The sequence below is a fragment of the Brevibacillus sp. HB2.2 genome (assembly GCF_013284275.1).
Lineage (GTDB): Bacteria > Bacillota > Bacilli > Brevibacillales > Brevibacillaceae > Brevibacillus > Brevibacillus brevis_D.
The window spans coordinates 1-21567 of the sequence record NZ_JABSUV010000022.1 but is presented as its reverse complement, the minus strand read 5'-3'; the positions used below and the strand labels follow the sequence as shown (position 1 = coordinate 21567).

Annotated in this window: 22 protein-coding genes; 10 read left to right on the top strand and 12 right to left on the bottom strand. The window is 46.2% G+C overall.

Annotated features, from left to right (window positions below; all coding sequences use genetic code 11):
• Window positions 1–58 precede the first annotated feature (58 nt).
• The 7 genes from HP401_RS17010 to HP401_RS16980 all read left to right on the top strand — a co-directional run bounded on the left by HP401_RS17010 (window position 59) and on the right by HP401_RS16980 (window position 8053).
• Window positions 59–1639 carry a helix-turn-helix domain-containing protein gene (locus tag HP401_RS17010; RefSeq protein ID WP_254457102.1) on the top strand — a complete coding sequence of 527 codons (1581 nt, stop codon included), beginning with the start codon at window positions 59–61 and terminating at the stop codon, window positions 1637–1639.
• A gap of 113 nt (window positions 1640–1752) precedes the next feature.
• A complete protein-coding gene (locus HP401_RS17005; RefSeq protein WP_173605827.1) occupies window positions 1753–2778 on the top strand; it encodes an ABC transporter substrate-binding protein in 1026 nt (341 codons plus the stop codon).
• Window positions 2779–3030: 252 nt separating this feature from the next.
• On the top strand, window positions 3031–4089 hold the full coding sequence (gene desA, locus HP401_RS17000) for a Delta(5) desaturase DesA (RefSeq protein ID WP_173605826.1): 1059 nt from the start codon (window positions 3031–3033) through the stop codon (window positions 4087–4089).
• A gap of 63 nt (window positions 4090–4152) precedes the next feature.
• Window positions 4153–5295, top strand: coding sequence for a sensor histidine kinase (locus tag HP401_RS16995; protein WP_041749242.1), 1143 nt, complete (start codon window positions 4153–4155; stop codon window positions 5293–5295).
• On the top strand, window positions 5292–5891 hold the full coding sequence (locus tag HP401_RS16990) for a response regulator transcription factor (RefSeq protein WP_012684534.1): 600 nt from the start codon (window positions 5292–5294) through the stop codon (window positions 5889–5891). Before HP401_RS16995 ends, HP401_RS16990 begins: the two co-directional genes overlap by 4 nt.
• A 166-nt stretch (window positions 5892–6057) precedes the next feature.
• On the top strand, window positions 6058–6627 hold the full coding sequence (locus HP401_RS16985; RefSeq protein ID WP_012684536.1) for a helix-turn-helix domain-containing protein: 570 nt from the start codon (window positions 6058–6060) through the stop codon (window positions 6625–6627).
• Between the two features lie 172 nt (window positions 6628–6799).
• Complete coding sequence (locus tag HP401_RS16980; RefSeq protein ID WP_173605825.1) at window positions 6800–8053, top strand: CynX/NimT family MFS transporter; 1254 nt, start codon at window positions 6800–6802, stop codon at window positions 8051–8053.
• A gap of 149 nt (window positions 8054–8202) precedes the next feature.
• Here the strand turns inward: HP401_RS16980 and HP401_RS16975 are convergent, their stop codons facing one another.
• The 7 genes from HP401_RS16975 to HP401_RS16945 form a co-directional block, all read right to left on the bottom strand.
• Window positions 8203–8769 (bottom strand): hypothetical protein, encoded by a 567-nt coding sequence (locus HP401_RS16975; protein WP_173605824.1) that lies wholly within the window; start codon window positions 8767–8769, stop codon window positions 8203–8205.
• Between the two features lie 195 nt (window positions 8770–8964).
• The gene (locus HP401_RS16970; protein WP_173605823.1) at window positions 8965–9258 is read right to left on the bottom strand and encodes a spore coat protein; all 294 of its coding nucleotides are present in this window, start codon (window positions 9256–9258) and stop codon (window positions 8965–8967) included.
• 12 nt (window positions 9259–9270) lie between these two features.
• On the bottom strand, window positions 9271–9465 hold the full coding sequence (locus tag HP401_RS16965; RefSeq protein WP_173605822.1) for a hypothetical protein: 195 nt from the start codon (window positions 9463–9465) through the stop codon (window positions 9271–9273).
• A gap of 30 nt (window positions 9466–9495) precedes the next feature.
• The gene (locus HP401_RS16960) at window positions 9496–10632 is read right to left on the bottom strand and encodes a zinc-dependent alcohol dehydrogenase (RefSeq protein ID WP_173605821.1); all 1137 of its coding nucleotides are present in this window, start codon (window positions 10630–10632) and stop codon (window positions 9496–9498) included.
• 15 nt (window positions 10633–10647) lie between these two features.
• Window positions 10648–11019, bottom strand: a complete 372-nt coding sequence (locus tag HP401_RS16955) for a spore coat protein (RefSeq protein ID WP_173605820.1) — start codon at window positions 11017–11019, stop codon at window positions 10648–10650.
• Between the two features lie 13 nt (window positions 11020–11032).
• The gene (locus tag HP401_RS16950) at window positions 11033–11278 is read right to left on the bottom strand and encodes a hypothetical protein (RefSeq protein WP_012684543.1); all 246 of its coding nucleotides are present in this window, start codon (window positions 11276–11278) and stop codon (window positions 11033–11035) included.
• A gap of 240 nt (window positions 11279–11518) precedes the next feature.
• Window positions 11519–11872 carry a DUF805 domain-containing protein gene (locus HP401_RS16945; protein ID WP_173605819.1) on the bottom strand — a complete coding sequence of 118 codons (354 nt, stop codon included), beginning with the start codon at window positions 11870–11872 and terminating at the stop codon, window positions 11519–11521.
• A 205-nt stretch (window positions 11873–12077) separates the two neighbouring features.
• On the opposite strand from HP401_RS16945, the gene speD reads away from it, so the two are divergent.
• Window positions 12078–12887, top strand: a complete 810-nt coding sequence (gene speD, locus HP401_RS16940; protein ID WP_012684545.1) for an adenosylmethionine decarboxylase — start codon at window positions 12078–12080, stop codon at window positions 12885–12887.
• A 421-nt stretch (window positions 12888–13308) separates the two neighbouring features.
• On the opposite strand, the gene HP401_RS16935 is transcribed toward speD, so the two are convergent.
• From HP401_RS16935 to HP401_RS16915, 5 genes are all read right to left on the bottom strand, one after another.
• Window positions 13309–15027: a hypothetical protein gene (locus tag HP401_RS16935; protein WP_173605818.1), complete on the bottom strand. Its 1719-nt coding sequence runs from the start codon at window positions 15025–15027 to the stop codon at window positions 13309–13311.
• A 205-nt stretch (window positions 15028–15232) separates the two neighbouring features.
• Window positions 15233–15898, bottom strand: a complete 666-nt coding sequence (locus HP401_RS16930) for an ankyrin repeat domain-containing protein (protein ID WP_173605817.1) — start codon at window positions 15896–15898, stop codon at window positions 15233–15235.
• 285 nt (window positions 15899–16183) lie between these two features.
• Window positions 16184–17653, bottom strand: coding sequence for an S-layer homology domain-containing protein (locus tag HP401_RS16925; RefSeq protein ID WP_173605816.1), 1470 nt, complete (start codon window positions 17651–17653; stop codon window positions 16184–16186).
• A gap of 238 nt (window positions 17654–17891) precedes the next feature.
• Entirely contained in the window at window positions 17892–18587 is a 696-nt protein-coding gene (locus HP401_RS16920; RefSeq protein WP_012684550.1) for a response regulator transcription factor, read from the bottom strand.
• A gap of 15 nt (window positions 18588–18602) precedes the next feature.
• Window positions 18603–20066, bottom strand: coding sequence for a sensor histidine kinase (locus HP401_RS16915; protein ID WP_173605815.1), 1464 nt, complete (start codon window positions 20064–20066; stop codon window positions 18603–18605).
• Between the two features lie 169 nt (window positions 20067–20235).
• On the opposite strand from HP401_RS16915, the gene HP401_RS16910 reads away from it, so the two are divergent.
• Together HP401_RS16910 and HP401_RS16905 are read left to right on the top strand one after the other, a co-directional pair.
• Window positions 20236–21033 (top strand): carbon-nitrogen hydrolase family protein, encoded by a 798-nt coding sequence (locus tag HP401_RS16910; RefSeq protein ID WP_173605814.1) that lies wholly within the window; start codon window positions 20236–20238, stop codon window positions 21031–21033.
• A 108-nt stretch (window positions 21034–21141) separates the two neighbouring features.
• Window positions 21142–21390 (top strand): hypothetical protein, encoded by a 249-nt coding sequence (locus tag HP401_RS16905; RefSeq protein ID WP_012684553.1) that lies wholly within the window; start codon window positions 21142–21144, stop codon window positions 21388–21390.
• Window positions 21391–21567 lie beyond the last annotated feature (177 nt).

The window sequence follows — 21567 nt, the reverse complement described above, 5'->3', positions numbered from 1 at the left end:
GGCAATCAGCTTGTCTACTTTTTCTTGCTATTTCCGATGATAGAGGGATGTGAATCCGTTGACGATTAATCAAGATTATCCTGGGTTTTTGATGACCGCCTTTCGCAAACAGCGATTGAAAAATTTTCATCTGCGTCAGGTGGAGATAAACACCCATGTCCTTTGCTATGTGGCAGAAGGAAGAGCAGAGATGACGGTTGATGGTCAAAAGCAGGTGCTCGACGCCGGAAAGCTCTTGTTGTTGCACCCGACGACGAAGATAGAAGAATTGCGGTGCCAATCAGGACCGTTGCACATATACAGGCTGCATTACGCAGAAGCGAGACACGATCAGCACGAGAGCGCTCCCGAGAGGAAAGAAGTCGAGGTTTTGGCTGCCTCTACACCCGCCTCATTTCTTACGGTATTGGAAGAGCTCTCGAAATTAACACGAAAACGGGATTACTCTTCTTTTTTGCGGAGCCAAGCGTTGCTCTACGAGCTGCTTGGTGTTGTTTATGATGAACAGAAAAAGAAAGAGGAGAAGGGCATTGGAGCGATTGAGGAGACCATCGCCTACATGCAAAAACATTACCGCGAATCACTGGAATTGGGAAGCTTGCCGAGTCTGGCGGGGTTGACCCCCAGCTCTTATTGCCGTGCTTTCAAACGTGTGACGGGAATGACACCCGGGGAGTATTTGACTGGGCTGCGGATGGAGCATGCCAAGGAGCTGCTTGCCCATTCTGGAGGAAGCGTGAAGGATGTAGCTCGTAACGTAGGTTATACCGATGAGCTGTATTTTAGTAGACTCTTCAAAAAACGCGAAGGATTGTCGCCGCAAATTTATATGAAGCAAAGTGACCAGCGGGTAGTCGTGGTCAGCAAGCTGTTTTTGCAGGATCATTTTCTTGCGATGGGAATTCAGCCGATTGCTGCCCCCTCCTTCCCGAGCTACTTTGAAACGAGGACGGGCTTTCCTTCTTATTTGCAGCAAAAGCTGCGCGGGACAAAAGCATTGAATGCAGAGCAGCTGATCGATCCGAAAGAAATTTTAACATTGTCGCCTGATGTGATTGTCAGGATGAACTTTTTCCACAATCGGGAGGCAGGAGACTGGGAGAAAATAAGAGGAACGGTCTTTTTTGACGGTTATCCGAATTGGATTGACTACCAGACCAGATTGGCGACGCTCTTCAAGAAAGAGAGTCAGGCAGAGAAAATCATCAAGCACATCGACAACGTGGAAAAACAAGCAAGAGATGCACTGTTGCCGGTTACACGCACGGGTGAATGGACGATGATTCGCGTCCTTGCGGATGAGGTGCGCCTATATGGTGTAGAGGGGCACGCCCTCGCTGATTTGTTTTATCACAAGCTTGGATTTGCGCCTGACCCGAATGTGACCCACGCGGCCTATAAACCAAATGCGCTCAACGATCTGATCGAATTAAACCCGGAGCGAATCATCGTGTTCTGGAGTGAACGGGAGCATGTGGCAGCACTGTGGAACAACCCGTTGTGGAGAGACATGCGTGCGGTGAGGGAAAACAAAGTGTACCATCCCGCCAATCACGAATGGGACCCATGGGGACCGTTTGGCAGAGAGCATACGATTCAAAGGAGCAAAGCGTATTTTCTCCAGGTCGCACAGGGGTAATCTGGTCCATGGGAATTAGACAATCACGTCCATAGAAAAGTAAGAGGAGTCTCTATATACTATCAATTGATAATTGTTATCACTAAGTAAGCAGAAGTGGGGGCATTCTCGATATGAAAAGTAAGACCAGTTTACGTACCATGCGCCACATCATGACCAGCTTCTTCGCGCTGTGCTTGCTGGTTGTCCTTGCCGGTTGTGGAGGCAATGCCAACCAAGCTCAACAAGCGCCAGCCGCATCGGGAACGACGACTGAGGCTACTCCAACATCAGCACCAGCCGATTCCAATGAAGTACGTGAAGTGAAACATGCAATGGGTACCACTCCGATCAAGGGAACACCAGAACGCGTGGTAATTTTAACAAATGAAGGTACCGAAGCCTTGCTTGCACTTGGCGTTAAGCCAATCGCTGCTGTACAGTCATGGGATGAAGATCCTTGGTATCCTCACATCAAGGATGAGATGACAGGTGTAGAAGTGTTGGGCTTCGAAGACCAGCCGAATCTCGAAGCGATTGTAAGCCTGAGCCCTGATTTGATCATCGGGAACAAAGTACGTCATGAAAAGATTTACGATCAACTGTCCAAAATCGCTCCAACCGTATTCTCAGAAGAGCTGTCCGGTAGATGGAAAAGCAACTTCATGCTTTATGCAGAAGCACTAAACAAGAAGTCGGAAGGCGAGCAAGTCCTGAAAGAATTCGATGATCGTGTAGCTGCTGCGAAAGCAAAGCTGGGTCCGAAAGCTTCTACCAAAGTATCCGTAGCGAAATTCTCCAAAAAAGGTGTACAAATCTATCAAAAAGATACCTTTAGCGGTGTGTTGCTCGATCAACTGGGACTCGCACGTCCAGCTTCCCAGGACGTAAACAACTTTGCAGAAATGATCAGTGAAGAAGGTATGTCCGCTATGGATGGGGATATCCTGTTCTACTGGGTAACGGAGCCAACGAAAGAATCTAAAGATGTTTCGAACAATGCGAAAAAATGGATGGAAAGCCCGGTCTTCCAATCTCTGAATGTGGCGAAGACCAATCAAGTTTACCAAGTAGACGAAACGGTTTGGAACAAAGCAGGCGGCATCAAGGCAGCGAATTTGCTGCTCGAAGATATCGTGAAGCGCCTCGATGTGAAGTAAGAACAATACGGCGTCAAAGCTAGAGACTTCATCCGAAGTATGGATGGGGTCTTTTCTTGGCATAATATGGGATGGCTGCTTAGTTTATGGACCTTACATTTTCAAGTCGCTTGTTTAACCATGACATTTGTCATGTCTCCGACTTGACGTTTATGACTACAGCGGCCAGACGCTATTTTCTACAATATAGATAGAATATAGTGTCCGGCGCACTCCACGTCTCATGCGCTTCGGTCGAGGAGGAAACGATTGATGCATCAAGCCAACATTGCCGAGTTGAAAAAGAATGTTGCCCCCTTTGAAAAATCAGACATGAAAAAGAGTATCCGACAGCTAATCAATACGTTAGTTCCGCTGATTCTGCTTTGGTACGGAGCTTATCTCAGTCTATCTGTGTCCTATTGGCTGACGCTGCCTATCGTCATTGTTGCAGCTGGCTTCGTCATCCGTACCTTTATCATTTGCCACGATTGCTGCCACCAATCCTTTTTCAAAAATCGTCGGGCGAATGACATCGTGGGGACGATTACTGGTGTGCTTACCCTCGTTCCGTATGAACAGTGGAAAAATAGTCACAATATTCACCATGCAACGAGCAGCAACCTCGACAAACGAGGCGTAGGCGATCTGTGGATGTTGACTGTTAATGAATATCTCGAATCTCCTATCTGGCGTAAAATTGCTTATCGGCTGTATCGTAATCCGATCGTTATGTTTGGCTTGGGACCTATTTTTGTCTTTTTGCTCCAATATCGTTTTAATGTAAAGCGTGCTCGCCGCAAAGAGCGGTTGAATACGTATTTGACGAATGTGCTGCTGGTCGGTCTTTATGCGGTCTTAATCTGGGCGGTTGGCTGGCAAGCATTTCTGCTGATTCAAGGTCCGATCTTTTTTGTCTCAGGATTGTTTGGGATTTGGCTGTTTTATGTGCAGCATACGTATGAGGATTCGTACTTTGAGAACGAAGAAGAGTGGAGCTACGTGAAAGCAGCAGTAGAAGGAAGCTCCTACTACAAGCTGCCAAAGGTTTTGCAATGGCTCACAGGCAATATTGGCTTTCACCACGTCCATCATTTAAGCCCACGTGTACCGAATTACAACCTGGAAAAAGCACATAACGAGACACCGCCGCTTCATATGGCGACAACGATTACACTGGCGGCCAGCGTGCAGTGCCTGCGTTTTCATTTATGGGATGAGAGCAACAAGCGCTTTGTGAGCTTCAAAGGCATCAAGCAATTGACTGCTGCTCGATCAGAAGCGATCATGGAGGCACTCCAAGGCTCCAAACCGAGTTTGGAAGGAAAATAAGCCTGCCATAAACCTTTGAATTCCGATACACTTGAGAGAGTGGCGAAGAAAAGGTGGGCAATCATGCAAAAGCAGAAGTGGTATCACATTCTTCAAAAAAATACGGGCTTGAGCCCTTATGTGTGGGTTGTCTTCTACATCCTGCCATTCTATTTCATCTTCCGATCATCCTCGACGTACGAAGCGGTGATCGGAATCATCATGATCATTCTGTTTTTCATTTGCTATGTTTTCTCCTTTCTGTCAAAGGGCTGGCTGATTTACTTTTGGACGGGTGTGCAGATCATCATATCCATCGCCATGACCTTGATGTTCGGCTATGTGTATTTCTCGCTCTTCTTGGCGTTTTTTATCGGGAATATCGAGAACAAGATCGGCTTTGTTACGCTGTACACGGTTCATTTGATTAGTACCGCCATATCGGTCAACATCGGTTTTTTCACCAAAAACGCGCAATTGATTGGCCAGCTCCCTTTTGTTTTGGTTAGCATGGTTGCTGTCATTCTCTTGCCCGTGACCACGTACAACTGGAATAAGCGCGAGAAGCTCCAGGGAGAGCTGGAGCATGCGAATAAGCGGATTTCAGAGCTGGTCAAGCTAGAGGAACGCCAACGCATTGCCCGTGACTTGCACGATACGTTGGGGCAGAAGCTCTCCCTGATTGGGTTGAAAAGTGATTTGGCGAACAAGCTGATCAACAAAAATCCTGCTCTTGCGAGAACGGAGCTGGAGGAAATCAGGCAAACGGCGCGAATCGCTTTGAAAGAAGTACGGGAAATGGTCACACAAATGCGTGGGACGCGGCTTGAGGATGAGATGTTTCGGATCAAACAAATTTTCAAGGCAGCGGATATTGAGTTCGTGCTGGAAGGTGACACGAATCTGACCAATACTTCGCTGATGACAGAAAACGTGCTGTGCATGTGCCTGAAAGAAGCGGTCAACAATATTGTGAAGCATAGCAATGCCACTGCCTCCTCCATTGTCATCGAACCCACTCGTACCGATCTCGTTGTAAGCGTAACGGATAATGGCATTGGAATGGCGGAGGAATTGGTTTACCGGGGCAACGGTTTGCGTGGGATGAAGGAACGGCTGGAATTTGTCAACGGAAGCATGGAAATCCAGTCCTCAGTCTCTGGAACACAGCTAGTGATCCGGGTACCCAACATCTTCAAACAACCGGAACAGGAGGCGGGAAGATGATTCGCATTGTCATTGCAGAGGATCAGAGAATGCTCTTGGGAGCCCTTGCTTCCCTGCTCGATTTGGAAGAGGATATGAAGGTCGTCGGAAAAGCAAGTAATGGTGAGGATGCGGTCAAGCTCGTGCATCAGCATCAGCCCGACATTTGCATTATGGATATCGAAATGCCAGTCAAAAGCGGATTAGACGCTGCCGAGGAATTGAAAGGCAGCGGGTGCAAGGTGATGATTCTTACAACCTTTGCTCGCCCCGGTTACTTCGAACGAGCTCTGAAGGCAGGAGCAAACGGCTACTTGCTCAAGGACAGTCCGAGCGAAGAGCTGGCTAGCTCGATTCGCAGCATTATGGCTGGGCGGCGGATCTATGCGCCTGAGCTGGTCGATGAGGCATACGGGCAGGAGAATCCGCTGACGGAGCGGGAAAAGGAAGTCCTGCTTTTGGTCGCTGACGGGAAGAACACCAAGGAGATTGCCAGTCAGCTGTACATTACGACAGGGACTGTGCGGAATTACATCTCCGTCATTCTCGACAAGCTCGGTGTGAGCAATCGGATCGAGGCGATTATGCATTCAAAGGAAAAAGGCTGGTTTAAGTAGCAGACCAGCTGGAGAAGGCCCTTTCTGTTTTTGCAGGAAGGGTTTCTTTTTTATGGGGTTATGATTGATGATCTGGTATATTTAGTATGATTTCATCACTATCGTATAGGAATGCTACTAGCCTATTTTTTATAGTTTTCATTGTTATGGTAAAGGGAGGCTTAACGTGAATCCAGAAACCGATGATCCTAAACAAGTTGTTTTACAGGTTGGAGGGGTATTAAAAAAAATTCGTAAAGAGAAGCATTTGAGCCTGGAAGATTTATCAGAATTATCCGGTGTGAGCAAGCTGACACTTGGAAATATTGAGCGTGGAGAAACCAACCCAACAATCGGGGTGTTGTGGAAAATTTCGAAATGCTTATCTATCCCACTCTTGGCGCTATTCTCAACCGAGAACAGTGTAAATCTGTCCAGAGCTGGGAAGGGACTCAGAATTGCTGGGGATAATAAAGATTGGGTCATTGAGCCAATCTTTCAAAACGTAAGTAATGAAATTGAAACGTGTAGAGCTTATTTACAGCCGAATAGCTCATACTATCCAGAGAAGCATCACCACAATACAACGGAAATTGCGACGGTCATGTCAGGAACCCTTTCCATCCATGTAAATAATGAGTCATACGTCTTGAATCAGTATGATTCGATTAGTTTTTGTGCAGATGGCACGCATTCCTATATAAATCAGTCTGACGAGCTTGTTGTTCTCCATATTATATTGAAATACGGGGTTTAATATCGATCCCTTGTATGTTCATAGGCTACCACGACTATGACCCTTTATCGACCGAATGGTTGCTAGAGGGCTTTTATTATATTATAGTATGCTTAATTGATTAAAAAGTATATTATAATATGCTTTTCGAATGAACTCCTGTATTCAATCTAATAGACAAAGAGGGAAAATAATGAGCACGCAAGAGATGAAATCAAATCCAAACGTTACTAGATCAGCAGTTTGGGTGGTTATTGTAGGAATCATATTTATTGCAGCTAATTTACGGGCTCCTTTAACCTCGGTGGGGCCTCTAGTTGGTCTTATTAGGGACGATGTTCATATTTCGAATACGCTGGCGGGTATGATTACCACGTTGCCCCTATTAGCTTTTGCACTTTTTTCTCCTATTGTTCCTAAATTAGGACGAAGGTTTGGAGTAGAAAGAATCATTCTAATTTCCATCATCCTTCTTACTTTTGGGGTTATTTTGCGTTCTTTCTCAGGAATCGGTACTTTGTATATCGGTACCGCTGTTCTTGGATTGGCAATTTCCGTTTCTAATGTATTGTTGCCAAGTCTTATAAAGCGGGAGTTTCCTAGACAAATTGGTTTAATGACTGGTGTATATTCCATTTCTATGAATTTATTAGGGGCAATTGCATCTGGTATTAGTGTTCCCATTGCAGTTGGATTAGGAGTTGGATGGCGAGGGGCGTTGGGAATATGGGCCATTCTTAGTTTGGTATCCGTATTATTTTGGTTACCTCAAATAAAACGCCGCAATAGGGAAACAGCCACTGTTCAAAATCAATCGGCGGATAGCAGTGTGAATATATGGCGTTCCGCACTAGCGTGGCAAGTAACCTTGTTTATGGGACTCCAATCTACGTTTTTCTATGTACTGATCACATGGCTACCTGAAATCTTAAAACAGCAAGGAATAAGTTCAGATCAAGCTGGTTGGTTCCTATCCGTTATGCAGTTAGCCTTGCTTCCCTTTACTTTTATCGTTCCGATTATCGCTGGGCGTATGTCCAGCCAACGTTTATTAGTTACGATTACGGCCATTTTGCTTTTAATAGGAACGCTTGGATTACTTTACGGTAGCGCAAATTTCATTGTTTGGTGGATCATCATGCTCGGAATTGGTGGAGGTTTTGCATTTAGTTTATCGATGATGTTTTTTGGTTTACGTACAGAGAATGCTCAACAGGCTGCAGAGCTGTCCGGTATGGCTCAATCAGTTGGATACCTGCTTGCCGCAATAGGCCCGACCCTTTTCGGATATCTGCATGATGCAACGGATAGCTGGACGGTTCCCCTTCTACTTTTGGTTTGTGCGTCAATCTTGCTCTTTGTATTTGGTCTAGGTGCAGCTAGAAATCGTTCTATTGGTTCAAAAGCAACGATTCCACCGAGTAACACTCCGCCAAAAGCGAAGTAAGCAAACCAGGCGTGCACTTTTAGCTTTCCCAGCCTATGGCCAAAAAGAAAAGGAAACAAGCTGATGTCGATGGAGTTTCGACGTCAGCTTGTAGATGAGAGGATGCTATGTTTTTATCTATTATGGATACAGTTATCCAATTGGTCTGATTAGCCTAAACGTTTGATCAGGTTCATATTTCCAGAACTTCTGATCACAATCCATCCGTCAGGAATAGGCGAGCCTAGCATCACCCATACCTCCTGATTAGAGGGAGCGTTGTTCAGATTTTTAAGCAGGTTCATGGTTCCGGTACTTCTGATCACAACCCATCCGTCAGGCATAGGGGAACCGAGCATGACCCAAACTTCCTCATTAGAAGAGGCGCTGTTCAGATTTTTAAGCAGGTTCATGGTTCCGGTACTTCTGATCACGACCCATCCAGGTGGCATAGGGGAACCGAGCATGACCCAAACTTCGTAACCAGCCGGAGTATTGTTCATATCCTTAATCAGGTTCATATTGCCAGAAGATCTGATTACGACCCATCCGTTTGGAATAGGGGAGCCGAGCATTACCCAGACTTCCTGACCAAATGCGGCATTTTTGATTATTGTTTTTGCGGAGGCTGGCGCCTTCTCCTGTAAAGGTAGAGCGGCCCCATGGGCTTCTGCGGCTAAACATGGTACAGCCACAACTGAGCTTAATGTCAGGATGATCAAGGCTTTCTTAAACATGAACATCAACCTTTCTTGACAATGATAATGTAGCTCTGAAACGCTCATTGAGTGGATGCTAAGAGATGGATATCATCGCCCCTCCCCAAAAATCCCTATATATACCATTTTATAGGATAAATCTCTCTTTTACTTTAGGAGATATTGTCGAATAGTAGATAAAATATAAAAAGCACCCAAAAAGGGTGCTTCATTTCACGGAAGATGTAACGCGGTCTGGATATTTTGCTGATCCAATTCAATCTGCTCGGCAATATTCCATGGATGGTACCAGCCTCGCTCAATCATGTATAGGCTGATCTTTTCGTGCAAATCGATTGCTTCTTCCAATTGCTTGGTTAGTGTTGCTTTAATTTCCGGGGTGCCTGTTTCTGTCAGTGCCATCGCATAGTTCCGTACACCGCTCTTTGCGGAGATGAGAAAGTCCATGGCGATTACTTGATCCGTCAGGCCACCCATACCAGCTAAGCTTTGAAGAATGCTAGTCATGCGTTTGTCCCCCTATGAATTTGTTTTTGTCAGTAGAGAGCTCAGCTCCTGAAGCTGTCTGGTGGATACGAGAACATCGTCAGCCAAAAGCTGTCTCAACTTCTCATCGGAAACGAGGCCTTGCATTGTCTTGGACTTGGTCATGCAAATGGTTTTAAAAGTAGCAATTTCATGCAGTTCAAGCTGTTCGTGCAATCCGTAACTCATCGCAGAGGTACCCTCCTTCTCATCATTTGATCAAGGCTTTAGAACGACTTTGATGCAATTGTCCGTTTTCGTATCAAACGCTTCGTATCCACGCTTTGCTTCAGCCAAGGGAATGACGTGCGTGATGATGTCGCCTGGATCGACTTTTCCGGTGGTAATGAGCTCATACATATAGGGCATGTAGTGGATCACAGGAGCTTGTCCGGAACGTATGTTGACATTACGCTGCATGATGTCTCCAAGAGGGAAGGCATTATAGCGCCCGCCATAAACACCGGTAATTTGGATAGTACCGCCTTTGCGGACTGCTTGGGAAGCGATGACGATTGCGCCCATAGCGCCTCCTTGCAGCTTCAAGCCACTCGCTAGAAACTCCAGGTCGGACATTTTTCCATCCATACCAACAGCATCGATGACAACATCAGCGCCACCCTTCGTGATTTCTTTCAGGTAGTTACCGATATTTTCCTTTTGCTCAAAGTTAACAATTTCTACGTTGTTCGTACGTTTTGCATGTTGCAGGCGGTACTCGATATAATCAACCGCGATCACACGTTTTGCACCTTTCAGCCAGCAAAACTTTTGGACAAGAAGACCTACGGGTCCGCAGCCCAGAACGATCACGGTATCCCCGTCTTTGACACCTGCGTTATCTACGCTCCAATAGGCAGTTGGCATGGCATCGGCAATCAAGCACAGCTTTTCATCCTCTACTTCGCAGTTTTCAGGTAGCTTGAAATGGGTAAAGTTCGCAAACGGCACCCGCAAATACTCTGCCTGTCCCCCAGGATAACCGCCAGTTGTACCGGAATATCCGAAAAAACCACCCATATCGCCATTCTCGTTTGAATTGTCACATTGGCTTTCTAAATGGTTTTTGCAATAAAAGCATTCGCCGCAAGCGATCGTAAATGGAATGATTACGCGATCGCCCTTTTTCAGCTTGGTTACACCAGGGCCAACCTCTTCGACAATACCCATTGGTTCGTGACCGATAATATAATCCTCATGCAAATTGGGGATCATGCCATGAATTAGATGGAGATCGGATCCGCATATGGCGGTGCTTGTCAATTTCACGATCATATCATCGGGCTTTTCAAGCTTAGGATCGGGCACCTCTTTTACTACTACGTTTTTAATGCCTTGGTATGTAACAGCTTTCATCGATAAGTTCCTCCATCAGTGGTGTTCATCTGGTGTCCGATCGAACATGCTTTTTCGCGAAGTATCTTCAGGGAAAAGGTTCATTTGCCCGATTTGGATCGTTTCCAAGGCTGCGAGGTGGTCTAGTTGATACTGTTCATGAAGCTCGTAGGGATGGAACCATTTTTTACTGAGCATCAGCTCGGCGATTTCTTGATGGAGAGAAATTCCTTGGTGGAGTTGTTTCCGCAATACGGCTCTTGCTTCCGGAGTAATGGTTTCAGTCAGAGCGATTGCTGTGTTTCGGACGCCTTCCTTGGCACGAATGAGGAAGTCCATAGCAAAAGTCATATCTGCCTTCTCCGGCATGTTTAACGCGTTTATAGGATCTTGATAATCGTTGTTCATCGGATTTTCACCTTCAGTTTATGATGGGGGTCGGGCGAGTTTGCGGGATCGGTGCCTGAAAGGGTGCGTTCTTGTAAATAGCCTGAAGCTCCTCGATTGCTTGCAAGGATTGTTCTACGTCTTTTTGCATCAGCGCTCGTAAATCCTGATCGAATACGATGCCTTGCATCAGCTTGGATTTGGCGAGACAGAGTGTTTTGAAGTTAAGTACTTCATGAATATCCAGTGATTCATGGGCAGCCAGCGTCTGTTTATTCATCCTACAATCCTCCTTTTGGGCGTTTTTACAGTTCTATTCTGTCCTATACACATCTTGGTATTCGAAAGAAGTCTTCCGGCGGGGTTTATTATTAGAATAATCTGAATATAAAAAAGAGAGACGATCATGGCAAAAGAGGGATATGCGATTGGGCTGGGTGTTTGGGTACTCCCGAACTGCCGTTTTTTCTTTGGGCCAAAATAAAAAACCTCTCCCTTATGAGGAGAGGCGATGGAGATATTAAAATGATTGCGAAGTTTTAGGATTCGCACCGTACTGGTTGTCTCCCTGGCTGTCTTGGCACAAGAATACGATCAAAATAATTGCACCGATAAAAGGAATAAACGTGAGAAGGATCCACCAACCGCTTCTTCCCGTATCGTGCAATCGGCGAGCAGTTACACTCAAACTTGGCAGTAAAACAGCCAATGAATAGATTATGCCCAAAACAGATGCAGTACCAATTAATGAGTCTACGAGACCAATTACCAAAGATACAATGATGTTGAACAAAGTGAACATCCAATATTCTTGACGTCTAGCTCTTCCTGCAAAAGCGACGTATTGTTTTAATACGTTTGTATACCAATGCATGATAATTTCCCCCTTTCTTCTAAAATTTGACACACTTCGATATTTTATCACTAAACCATGAGGATTAGAACCATATTCTGTTAAGTTTCCCTGATGCTATGGAATCATTTTTGGGTAGGTCAAAAGTAATGGGTATTTATGAACGAGATAGAGGAAAAAGTAAGACAAACCGAGTTTTGGATGCTACTACAGGGGGAAATGACGCTTGGAACAAAAAACAGAACATAACGTTACGCTGCATGGCTTCAATAATTTGACCAAGTCACTCAGCTTCAACATGTACGACATCTGCTACACGAAAACAAAAGAGGAACGGGAAGCGTATATCGAATACATAGATGAACAATACAATGCAGAGAGATTGACGAGTATCCTGAAAAACGTGTCGGATATTATTGGCGCCCATGTACTGAATGTGGCCAAGCAAGATTATGTACCTCAAGGCGCGAGCGTCACTTTTCTTGTATCTGAGGGGCCTGTCGTAGAAGTCCCTACTGAATCTTATGAAGAATCCCCCGGACCTTTGCCTGAAAATGTGGTACTTCAATTGGACAAGAGTCATATTACGGTGCATACGTATCCAGAGTACCATCCAACAGAGGGCATCAGTACATTCCGGGCCGATATCGACGTGTCGACTTGTGGCGAAATTTCTCCGCTCAAAGCGCTCAATTATTTAATTCGTTCGTTTGATACAGACCTGATGACAATTGATTACAAGGTGCGCGGTTTTACCCGGGATATCCATGGATATAAGCTGTTTATCGATCACGACATCAGTTCCATCCAAAATTATATTCCCGAGGAAATTAAGGAATTGTTCCACATGATTGATGTGAATGTGTACCAAGACAATATTTTCCATACCAAATGCAAACGCAGGGAATTTGATCTGAACAATTATTTGTTTGGATACACGAAGGATAGGCTGACACCAGAGGAGCAGGAGGATATTACGAAGCAATTGCAAATAGAGATGGACGAGATTTACTATGGGAAAAATTTTGTGAATTAGTAGCTGTAGTGGGGGAAAGAAGCGCATTTCCAGTCTACCCTTCGGCCTCCGCCCCGAAATGAATGTCGGGAGCGCTTCAAACCAGAAAACGCAAATGCGTTTTTGTATGTAATAAAAGCTGAAATTCCCCGCCATTCATTTCGGAGCTAAGTAGGGCTCCAGAGGCGCTTGGACTGGAAATGCGCTTCTTTCTACGCAGCTTAAGAAGCTCTGAAATATGAATCGAGATGTCTAAAATACACCAGAAGATGAAGCAAAAGATATCTACCTCAAAAGACTTCCAGACATAACTGAAAAAAGCTCTAATCCCCGAAATAATCTTCAGCTGTTCGAAAGTCATGGCACATGTTTGGAAGGAGACCGCCCGAACGAAGAGAGGATATAGGCGACTGGAAAACATGTGCCATGGCTTCCCCCGACCTCAACAGTTGGAAGACATCGTTCTTTTATCTTCTCGAAGAGTTGGGTTAAGGTAGAATGCCCGGATCTCCTCCAGCGTTTTTCTAGCAGGCTGCACGAATTCGCGGTCCCAATCTTCCGGAGGGGAATCCAATGATATGCCTTTTTCCTGCAAGGTTCGAAACAGCTCTTTATCCGCTTGTGTAGGTATCCACCAGGTGTAAACGGGATTCGTTTTGCCATTGATCAACGATTCGAACATAAATTTCACATAGGTAGCTGTAGAGAGTTCGCCGTAATTGACGTCGAATTCAGGCCCGGGAGCCGGATAGTCCTCTGGATAGCGGAACGGGCCGAAGTGAATGGAAATACCCAAAAAGCCGACAGGTGGAATGTTGTTTCCATACCCCGGAAGGGAGAATGGCAGATCGGCTGCGAAGTGCAGGCGAATCATGACAGAGTTGATGAATTGTCGTTCGAAGAAACTTTCTTTTTGCCAAATGCCGAGTTCTCGTGAAAGAGTATCCCAGTGAATAATGGATGTATTATGCGCAAGCCAGAAGGCGGACGACATCTGTTCAAACGTTTTGTAAAATTCCTCGTCGTGATCGTGGAACGGATCGAGCATGTCGAACAGGCTGAAGCATCCGTGTTTTCTCCTCCATTTTTGCGCGATGATTAGAAAATCAATCAATCGTTGAATTCGTAGCTCCGGGCTACTCTCATTATTGGCAAACAGAAACGTTGCTTCTATTAAATCGGCAGTGAAGTTGCCGTTAACAAAATCCCAGTAATTGATTTCACCAGCTTCTACTCGTTCTTCGTTAATCCGCTTCGTATCGGTTTCCCATCGAGCAAAAGTGGTGACATCCATGCCGAAATAAAGCTCAGGTAAGAGATCGCCCAAAATATGAAAGCGATAAGGGCTAGACTGCTGGAACCAAGTTTTGATGAAGTCCAGGCGAGAAGAGGGAGACACGACTGCGGCCCGCTCCACATAGTCCGCTTTGGCAACCATTGACTCGAATTCTTCAACGGATGAGGCGATCGCTACAAAAGGGGCTGCTGAGGTCAAAAATTCCGCGCCGTCTTCATCGTTGTCGTATTGCACAATGATGTGCTGGAAGGTTGCCTCAGCCAAGGGAGATAACACGAGCTGAGTCCAACGGTGTGCGGTTGTATCGTCAATGGCTCCGATGACGACGACAGGTTTGACTGGTTCACCGCGAAAAGAAACAGAGGCACCGTTTTGGACGACGATCTTGTTTTGACACCGTACATTGATGGATGTTCCTGCTTCAAAGCTGATAGATGTCCCAGCAGCTATGATGACATCCTCTGGTCCGATCATGTACGGACCATTTTCTGCGGTGAATTCCTCCGATTGATTCATGAGCCCCGATAGGCGTTTGTACTTATCCACGTGCAATTGATAGGTGTGCTGCGGGTCTGGATCAGGCCCAATCGTCAGCTGTACATAGTAAAGACCATCTTCCTTTGGAAAAAACGGAAGGATAATGGGGGCGTTCAGACTATATTCAGCTTCTGCAAGTTTTGTTCGATGGATGTCATAGATTCTAATAGTAGTTAATGGATGCGTCAGGTTATTGATGTGGATTTCAATAGCGTCTGTAGAAGCGAGAAAGAGCTTGTACATCTCCACCTTAGCTTCAAGGTTAGGAGAAGCTTTTCGGATTCGTATATCCGTTTCCAGAATCGATGTATACGAGCTGACGGTCATGTAAAACAGGCTCCTGTCAAAATGGTATAGGCATAATGGAATGATTTACTAGTAGTAGACGCCTAAATATAGGAAAAGTTTTGATTTTTGCAGGGGCTTTTGGGCTAGAAAATAAGAAAAAGGATAGGGGTCAGATGAGTTCTGACGATCCTATCCTTTGTTTCTTCCATAAAGGTGGTTCAAAAAATCGACTTGGGTTATCTTCTTATTTTCCGCCAGCCTGCGTGAGCATTTCCATCATTTCTTTGTAGCCATGCTTCTTCGCATGCCCGAGAGGCGTCACACCATCGTGATCAGCGAGATTGACATTCGCATTGTGCTCGATCAAGAGCTTCACGATTTCCTGATGCTTCTTGCCACCATCACCCAAAATCACTGCTTCTAAGAGCGCGGTCCAGCCCAATCGGTTGACGTGATCAATGTTGACATCGGAGGTGGTGAGCAGTTCCTTAACGATCTCGACATGTCCACGATCAGCCGCAGGAATCAAGGCCGTTCCGCCGAAACGGTTCGTAATGGTAGTGTCAGCACCTGCTGCTATCGAGGCTTTTACGAATGCGAGCTGGCCTGCTGCACTGGCAAAGAGCAGGGGATTGTCTAAGTTGTTGTCTCGGATGTTGATGTTGGCTCCGCGTTCAACCAACAAGTTGAAAACGTCTAGTAGACCAGAGTGGACCGCGATCATCGCAGAGGTGCGGCCTCTACTATCGGTTGCGTCAATATCCGCGCCTTCTGCAAGCAGCCTCTCAATCGCTGCTTTGTCTCCTTGACTAGTTGCTGTCAATAAGGCTTGATTCAGCTTATCCATTTCAACTTTCACCGCCTGGGTTGCTTGCTGCTCGCCACTCGTCAGGAGGGTGTTCCAATTCATCTCACACCCTGACAGAGTGATGGCGATCGTCATAAGACCAATACGCAGTATAGCGAGCCCACACCTTTCTTTTGATTTGGATACCTGCATAATACAAAAGAGGTAGTTCATAAAGTCATCTTTTGATCACGAAGTAGTTTTGAGAGCAAACTCGGCATTGAAAGTAACGTTCACCTTCGAAGTCCGGTGCTCATGTAGGTTTCCTACACTCCGCTCCTCCTTCTTCAAGGTTCACGTTACTTTCTCGGTGCTGAAAAGCCGACTTTTTGAACTCTCATAAAAAGACTACTCGACTGTCAGCTCGGCAGAAGATTTGCCAGCCCAATCGCCGACAGGTGTTACTGTGTATGTGGTATCTGCTTTCAGTTTACCATCTTGCTGGATGTCAAACACGCCTGTGGTACCTTTGCGGCTGGAATATTTGTACGTTGCCAGCAGTTTTTCTCCATCTGCACTAGTGAGTTCTACGCTGCGTCCGGAGAACAGCTCGTCTCCCGGGTCCTCTGTCAGGGAAACGGTGATAGAAGTTTCACTAACTGCTTTGGCTTCGCTGATTTCGAGCGGAGCGATTTCTTTTGCGACGAAGGTTGGATTCGCGATATTCGCCCAGTCGGAGGTAATGGTGAACGTAACGCCCGGAGTCAGGACTTGGCCTTCTGGCAGACGGAATTTAATTTCTTGCTTGCCGTCTGTTGATTGTGTGAAAGGCACGTATTTCGCTACGATTGGTTGTCCGCCTTCTGGTGTAATGGTCACTTGTCTTGCTTGCATGGAAGAAATGATTTGATACGTTTTGCCGTTTGCATTGTTGTTTTGATCCAGCACCAATGCATTTGCACCGCGCCCTCCGCTGTAGGCGGAGATGACATATCCATAATCGATGACACCATTTGTTTGCAGGGACTCGACTTCAAACGTATCGTTTGTTACTTGGCGCACTTCTGTCATGTTGATCTTGGTTGCGTTGCCCGCGAATGTGCCGGCCTTTTTCCCTTTGTATGTCAAGCTGTAGGTGATTCCTGGCTTTTGAACAGAGGTCGGCACGATGTAGGTATTGGTAGAACCTGTTTTCAGACGTGGCATATTGGTCAGTGTCAGTCCATCGCTAAAGACAAAGTCTTCTTTTGCTTTGGCAAATACTTCATTTTCTGCGGTCAACGGAGCATCGAACGTCACAATCAATGTAATTTCGTTCAAGGCGTGTACGCTCGTGATGGTCGCTTTATCAGAAGGGATTGCCTGGCGAGCCACATTCAACAGATAAGCGGCTTCACCGCGAGTAACGTTGCTGTCTGCGGAGAAGAAGCGTTCCGCCCAGTAGTTAACCGACTTCACATCACGCTTGAGCGCTTTTGCGACGATTTGCACGAATTCAGCATCTGTCACGGTTCCACGTGGATCAAAATGGCCATCTTTTGCTTGCATGATATCGAGGGATACCAGATCTACCGCGTATTTATAGAACCAGTCATTTGCTTTCACATCCGTAAACGCTACGGATTTATCTGTTTTGCCGCCTTGCAAGCCAAAGGTGTGTGCGACCATTTTTGCCAGCTCGGCACGCGTAACCTGATTATGAATGTTACTGCCTTGCATGACTTTCAGCTTGGAGAGTTCAGTAACGGCTTGCTGAATTTCTTGAGCATTCAGGGGAGTGGAAGCTGCTTGCACATTCAGTGCAGCGTAAGGAAGGGATGCTGTGCCCATAACAGTTGCGAGCATCATGATCGCGATTTTATTAGAAAACTTTTTCATCAGTTGGTCCTCCTCTAGATCAGTTGAGTGGGTGTTGCTTGATTACTTGTAGGATAGTCGAGAGACCTAAACTGCCAAGAAACAAGAGATTAATAGAATCTAAAAAAGTTCTTAAAAAAAGATAAAATGATCTTTATTGCACCTTCTTACACGTAAAAAAACCTTCAGCTTTGACGTAGAGCGGAAAATCCGTCTTCGTTTTCGCTGAAGGTTTTTGTGATGATCATGGTATTCACCTTTAGACAGTAAATCGGTAACCGGCACCCCAGACCGTCTCGATGTACTGCGGATTGGATGGATCGACTTCGATCTTTTCCCGCAGCTTGCGAATGTGCACCGTAACGGTGGCGATATCTCCGCTGGAATCCATACCCCAGATTCGTTCGAACAGCTCGTTTTTGTTAAAAACCCGATTCGGGTGAGTCGCTAGAAATTCAAGCAGATTGAATTCTCTTGTCGTGAAAATAACTTCCTGATTTCGTACGTAGACTCTTCGAGAGACTTTGTCGATGACGAGACCGCGAATGTGAATCTCTGCGTTCGATGGCTCAGCTTGTCGGGCTGTCAAACGCTCGTATCTTGTCAGATGGGCTTTGGCTCTGGCAACCAATTCGCTGGGGCTAAACGGCTTTGTAATATAGTCATCGGCACCGAGATTAAAGGCGCGGATTTTATCGATCTCTTCTTTTTTGGCGGAGACGATCAGGATCGGCACTTCCTTGACTTGTCTGATCTGGCTGCACAATTCGAAGCCGTCCATGCCCGGAAGCTGCAAATCAACGATGATCAAACTGTAGTCACCATTGATGGCAAGCGGCAAGCCTTCGCTGCCAGAGTGGCATAAATCGACCTGAAAGCCGTTCAGTTCAAAATAATCCCGCTCAAGTTGAGCGATAGTCGTCTCATCTTCAATGATGAGGATACGTGAAGACATGGGAATGTGCACCTCCTATTGTTTGTGGGTACGTTTTAGCGTAAAGAACACGCTGGTACCTACGCCTTGCTTGCTCTCCACCCAAATTTTTCCGCCGTGACCCTCGACGATCTGGCGCGCGATGGACAGTCCCAGACCGCTACCGCCCGTAGAAGAATTACGGGATTGCTCCACCCGATAAAAGCGTTCAAACAGGTGAGGAATGGCTTCTTGTGGAATACCGATGCCGTTGTCTTTTATTTCAATGGTAGCCCAATGAGCGTCCGCTTGAACCGAGACACAGATGACTTTTTCAGGTTTATCCATGTATTTTTGCGAGTTGCCAATGATGTTTAAGACGGTGCGCTTGATTTTTTCCAGATCGGCGATGACCAGGGTGCCTTCTGCTGTGCGTTGCTTCCACTGAATCGTAATTCCTTTCTTTTCCAGATCGTAGTGCAGCTCGTCGATGCAGTCATCCAAAAACTGGACGATATCTACATGTTCAAACGTAAAGGGCACTTGCTTCAGATCGAGCTTGGAGTAGAGAAACAGCTCATCAACGAGCAAGTCGAGGTCTACTGCCTTGGAGTAAATGATGTTGACGTACTTTTCCATTTTCTCCGGGGTATCAGCTACGCCATCGCGGATTCCCTCGATGTAGCCCTTGATATTGGTAATCGGTGTACGTAAATCATGCGAGATGTTGGAAATCAACTCTTTGCGGCTTTCTTCGTCCGCAAGGCGCAGTCGCACTGATTCTTGCAATCGTTTGCGCATGTTTTCGAACGCTTCGTTCAGTTGTCCAATCTCGTCCTTCGTGTACAGATGGAGCTCAAAGTCCAGATTGCCTTCCTTGATGTTCTCAGCTGAATTTCGCAGTAAATCGAGCGGCTTGACGACACTGCGAGTAATCCAGCGGTACAGCAAGACGTTTGCGATGACAAGGACTCCGAGGAGGAGGAACACAAGCATCGGCAGCAGTTTGCGGATCACCTCACCAAATGGACTGCGTTCGCGGATTACAAAAACACTGCCTTTTGCGCCATCCGAAAACTTGAAGTCAAACTTGGCATACGCATAAAATCTTTCGCCGATGTTGAACGTGTTGCGAATCTGGTTGTTGTTCAAGTCATAGGGCGGCAAGCTGTTTTCCAGTTCGGGCTGATTGATGGTCGGGGAGGTAAAGACTTGATTGCTCTCTCTGCGGACATACAGGCCGGCTCGTACCGTTTTGAGCTTAAAATCATAATCGGCAAGCAGCTCCTGGTTTTGCAATTGATCCGGCTCATTCTTGGCGAGATATTTCAATTCAAGGAAAATATTCTCTTCTTGTTCTGTCAGCGGATTGAGCTGATAATGCACTTTATAAAAATCGCGAAAGCTGTTGAAATCACCTGTCGCCGCAATCGTAAATAGGCTGGCGGCTACAAAAAATGTCAGCAAGCTGATGACTAGCATCCCTGTGTAAGAGAGCAGCAGCTTGATACGGATGGACATGGACTCACCTACTTTCAATAGGGTGAAAATTTATACGCAAGATGACAAGTCCATTATATACAAGACGTCCAGCTGGTAAAGCATATTTACTTGGAACTCGGTCAAAATCAGTTATACTAGCAAGTAAGAAAACGAGAGCTTTGTATGAAGAGGAAGGACGGGGATATTCATGAAAGTAGCCATTGCACAACTGACAGCGACGATGGATAAGACGAAAAATTTGCAAAAAGCAGCCGATTACATTGCAAAAGCAAAGGCAGCAGGAGCAGATTTTGTAATCTTGCCAGAAATGTACAGTGCACCTGCCACGCCAAAGTCGGGAGTAACCCCAGCAGAGGTAGCGGAAAAGCTGGATGGTCCATTTGTTTCCGGCTTGGCAGAGCTCGCTTCGGAGCACGGAGTTTATGTGGTTTGTGGTGTGTTCGAATCCATCGAGGGTGATGAGAATCGTGCCTACAATACGACCGTTTTTCTAGGGCGTGAAGGTCAGCTGCTACATGCGTATCGCAAGACACATTTGTACGATGCCTTTTCCTACACAGAATCGGACTTCATAGCGCCTGGGGATAATCCGTATCAAGTGGTGGAAACGGAATTTGGCAAAATCGGGCTGATGGTATGCTACGAGGTGCGCTTCCCGGAAATCGCGAGACAGTTTGCGTTACAGGGTGCCGATATTTTGTTTGTGCCAGCAGGCTGGGTAGCGGGAGCGATGAAAGAGGATCACTGGGAGACGCTGGTTCGTGCGCGTGCTATTGAAAACACAATGTTCGTATGTGCGGCTGATCAGGTCGGAAATATTTTTGCCGGACGCAGCATGTTCGTCGATCCGATGGGTGTCGTGATAGCAAGTGCAGGGGAAGAAGAAACGTTATTGGTCACAGAACTGGATGTAAGTCGGATTGAACGAGTACGGGGCAAATTGCCAAGTGTTGCTAACCGCCGAGCAGAACTGTATACCAATTAAATGCCTATGCACACTTTCTCTTTTGTTCAATATGATGGTAACAGGTAACTAGTCATTATTTTGGCCCTAATGTAAGCGTCACCATCATAAGAGAGGGAGTGTGTACGAATGTTTTGGTTCGTATGGGCTGTCGTCGGTGTGGTCGTTTGGTGGGCAATGAGCTTGATCTGTAAAGGAAAAGCGACAGGATCAGGCTGGTGGGCTTCGCTCATTGCTGCTCTTTTGGGTAGCTGGCTGGGCGATTTGGTACTGGGTGATTGGCTGTGGATGTGGGCAGGCTTCAACGTCATTGCCGGAGCCATTGGTGCGGTCGTCATCACTTGGTTGTGGTGTTTGGTGGTGAAGCAATTAAAATAAGCGAAATGATTTCGTATTATAACGAACCAGGAATCGTCCAAATGGGCGGTTCCTGGTTTTTTCATTGGTCACTTGATATGTGGCTGCGGTGGGGAGAAGAATATTTCCAGTCTAGGCTTCAGTGCTCCGTCCCGCTGGGGGGTAAGACTGCCCGCTCCGAAGGGATTCGCGGGGAAA

Coding starts and splice junctions, on each gene's coding strand:
- HP401_RS17005 (WP_173605827.1), top strand. CDS start 1,753: ATGAAAAGTAAGACCAGTTTACGTACCATGCGCCACATCATGACCAGC.
- desA (WP_173605826.1), top strand. CDS start 3,031: ATGCATCAAGCCAACATTGCCGAGTTGAAAAAGAATGTTGCCCCCTTT.
- HP401_RS16995 (WP_041749242.1), top strand. CDS start 4,153: ATGCAAAAGCAGAAGTGGTATCACATTCTTCAAAAAAATACGGGCTTG.
- HP401_RS16990 (WP_012684534.1), top strand. CDS start 5,292: ATGATTCGCATTGTCATTGCAGAGGATCAGAGAATGCTCTTGGGAGCC.
- HP401_RS16980 (WP_173605825.1), top strand. CDS start 6,800: ATGAGCACGCAAGAGATGAAATCAAATCCAAACGTTACTAGATCAGCA.
- HP401_RS16975 (WP_173605824.1), bottom strand. CDS start 8,769: ATGTTTAAGAAAGCCTTGATCATCCTGACATTAAGCTCAGTTGTGGCT.
- HP401_RS16970 (WP_173605823.1), bottom strand. CDS start 9,258: ATGACTAGCATTCTTCAAAGCTTAGCTGGTATGGGTGGCCTGACGGAT.
- HP401_RS16965 (WP_173605822.1), bottom strand. CDS start 9,465: ATGAGTTACGGATTGCACGAACAGCTTGAACTGCATGAAATTGCTACT.
- HP401_RS16960 (WP_173605821.1), bottom strand. CDS start 10,632: ATGAAAGCTGTTACATACCAAGGCATTAAAAACGTAGTAGTAAAAGAG.
- HP401_RS16955 (WP_173605820.1), bottom strand. CDS start 11,019: ATGAACAACGATTATCAAGATCCTATAAACGCGTTAAACATGCCGGAG.
- HP401_RS16950 (WP_012684543.1), bottom strand. CDS start 11,278: ATGAATAAACAGACGCTGGCTGCCCATGAATCACTGGATATTCATGAA.
- HP401_RS16945 (WP_173605819.1), bottom strand. CDS start 11,872: ATGCATTGGTATACAAACGTATTAAAACAATACGTCGCTTTTGCAGGA.
- HP401_RS16935 (WP_173605818.1), bottom strand. CDS start 15,027: ATGACCGTCAGCTCGTATACATCGATTCTGGAAACGGATATACGAATC.
- HP401_RS16930 (WP_173605817.1), bottom strand. CDS start 15,898: ATGAATTGGAACACCCTCCTGACGAGTGGCGAGCAGCAAGCAACCCAG.
- HP401_RS16925 (WP_173605816.1), bottom strand. CDS start 17,653: ATGAAAAAGTTTTCTAATAAAATCGCGATCATGATGCTCGCAACTGTT.
- HP401_RS16920 (WP_012684550.1), bottom strand. CDS start 18,587: ATGTCTTCACGTATCCTCATCATTGAAGATGAGACGACTATCGCTCAA.
- HP401_RS16915 (WP_173605815.1), bottom strand. CDS start 20,066: ATGTCCATCCGTATCAAGCTGCTGCTCTCTTACACAGGGATGCTAGTC.
- HP401_RS16910 (WP_173605814.1), top strand. CDS start 20,236: ATGAAAGTAGCCATTGCACAACTGACAGCGACGATGGATAAGACGAAA.
- HP401_RS16905 (WP_012684553.1), top strand. CDS start 21,142: ATGTTTTGGTTCGTATGGGCTGTCGTCGGTGTGGTCGTTTGGTGGGCA.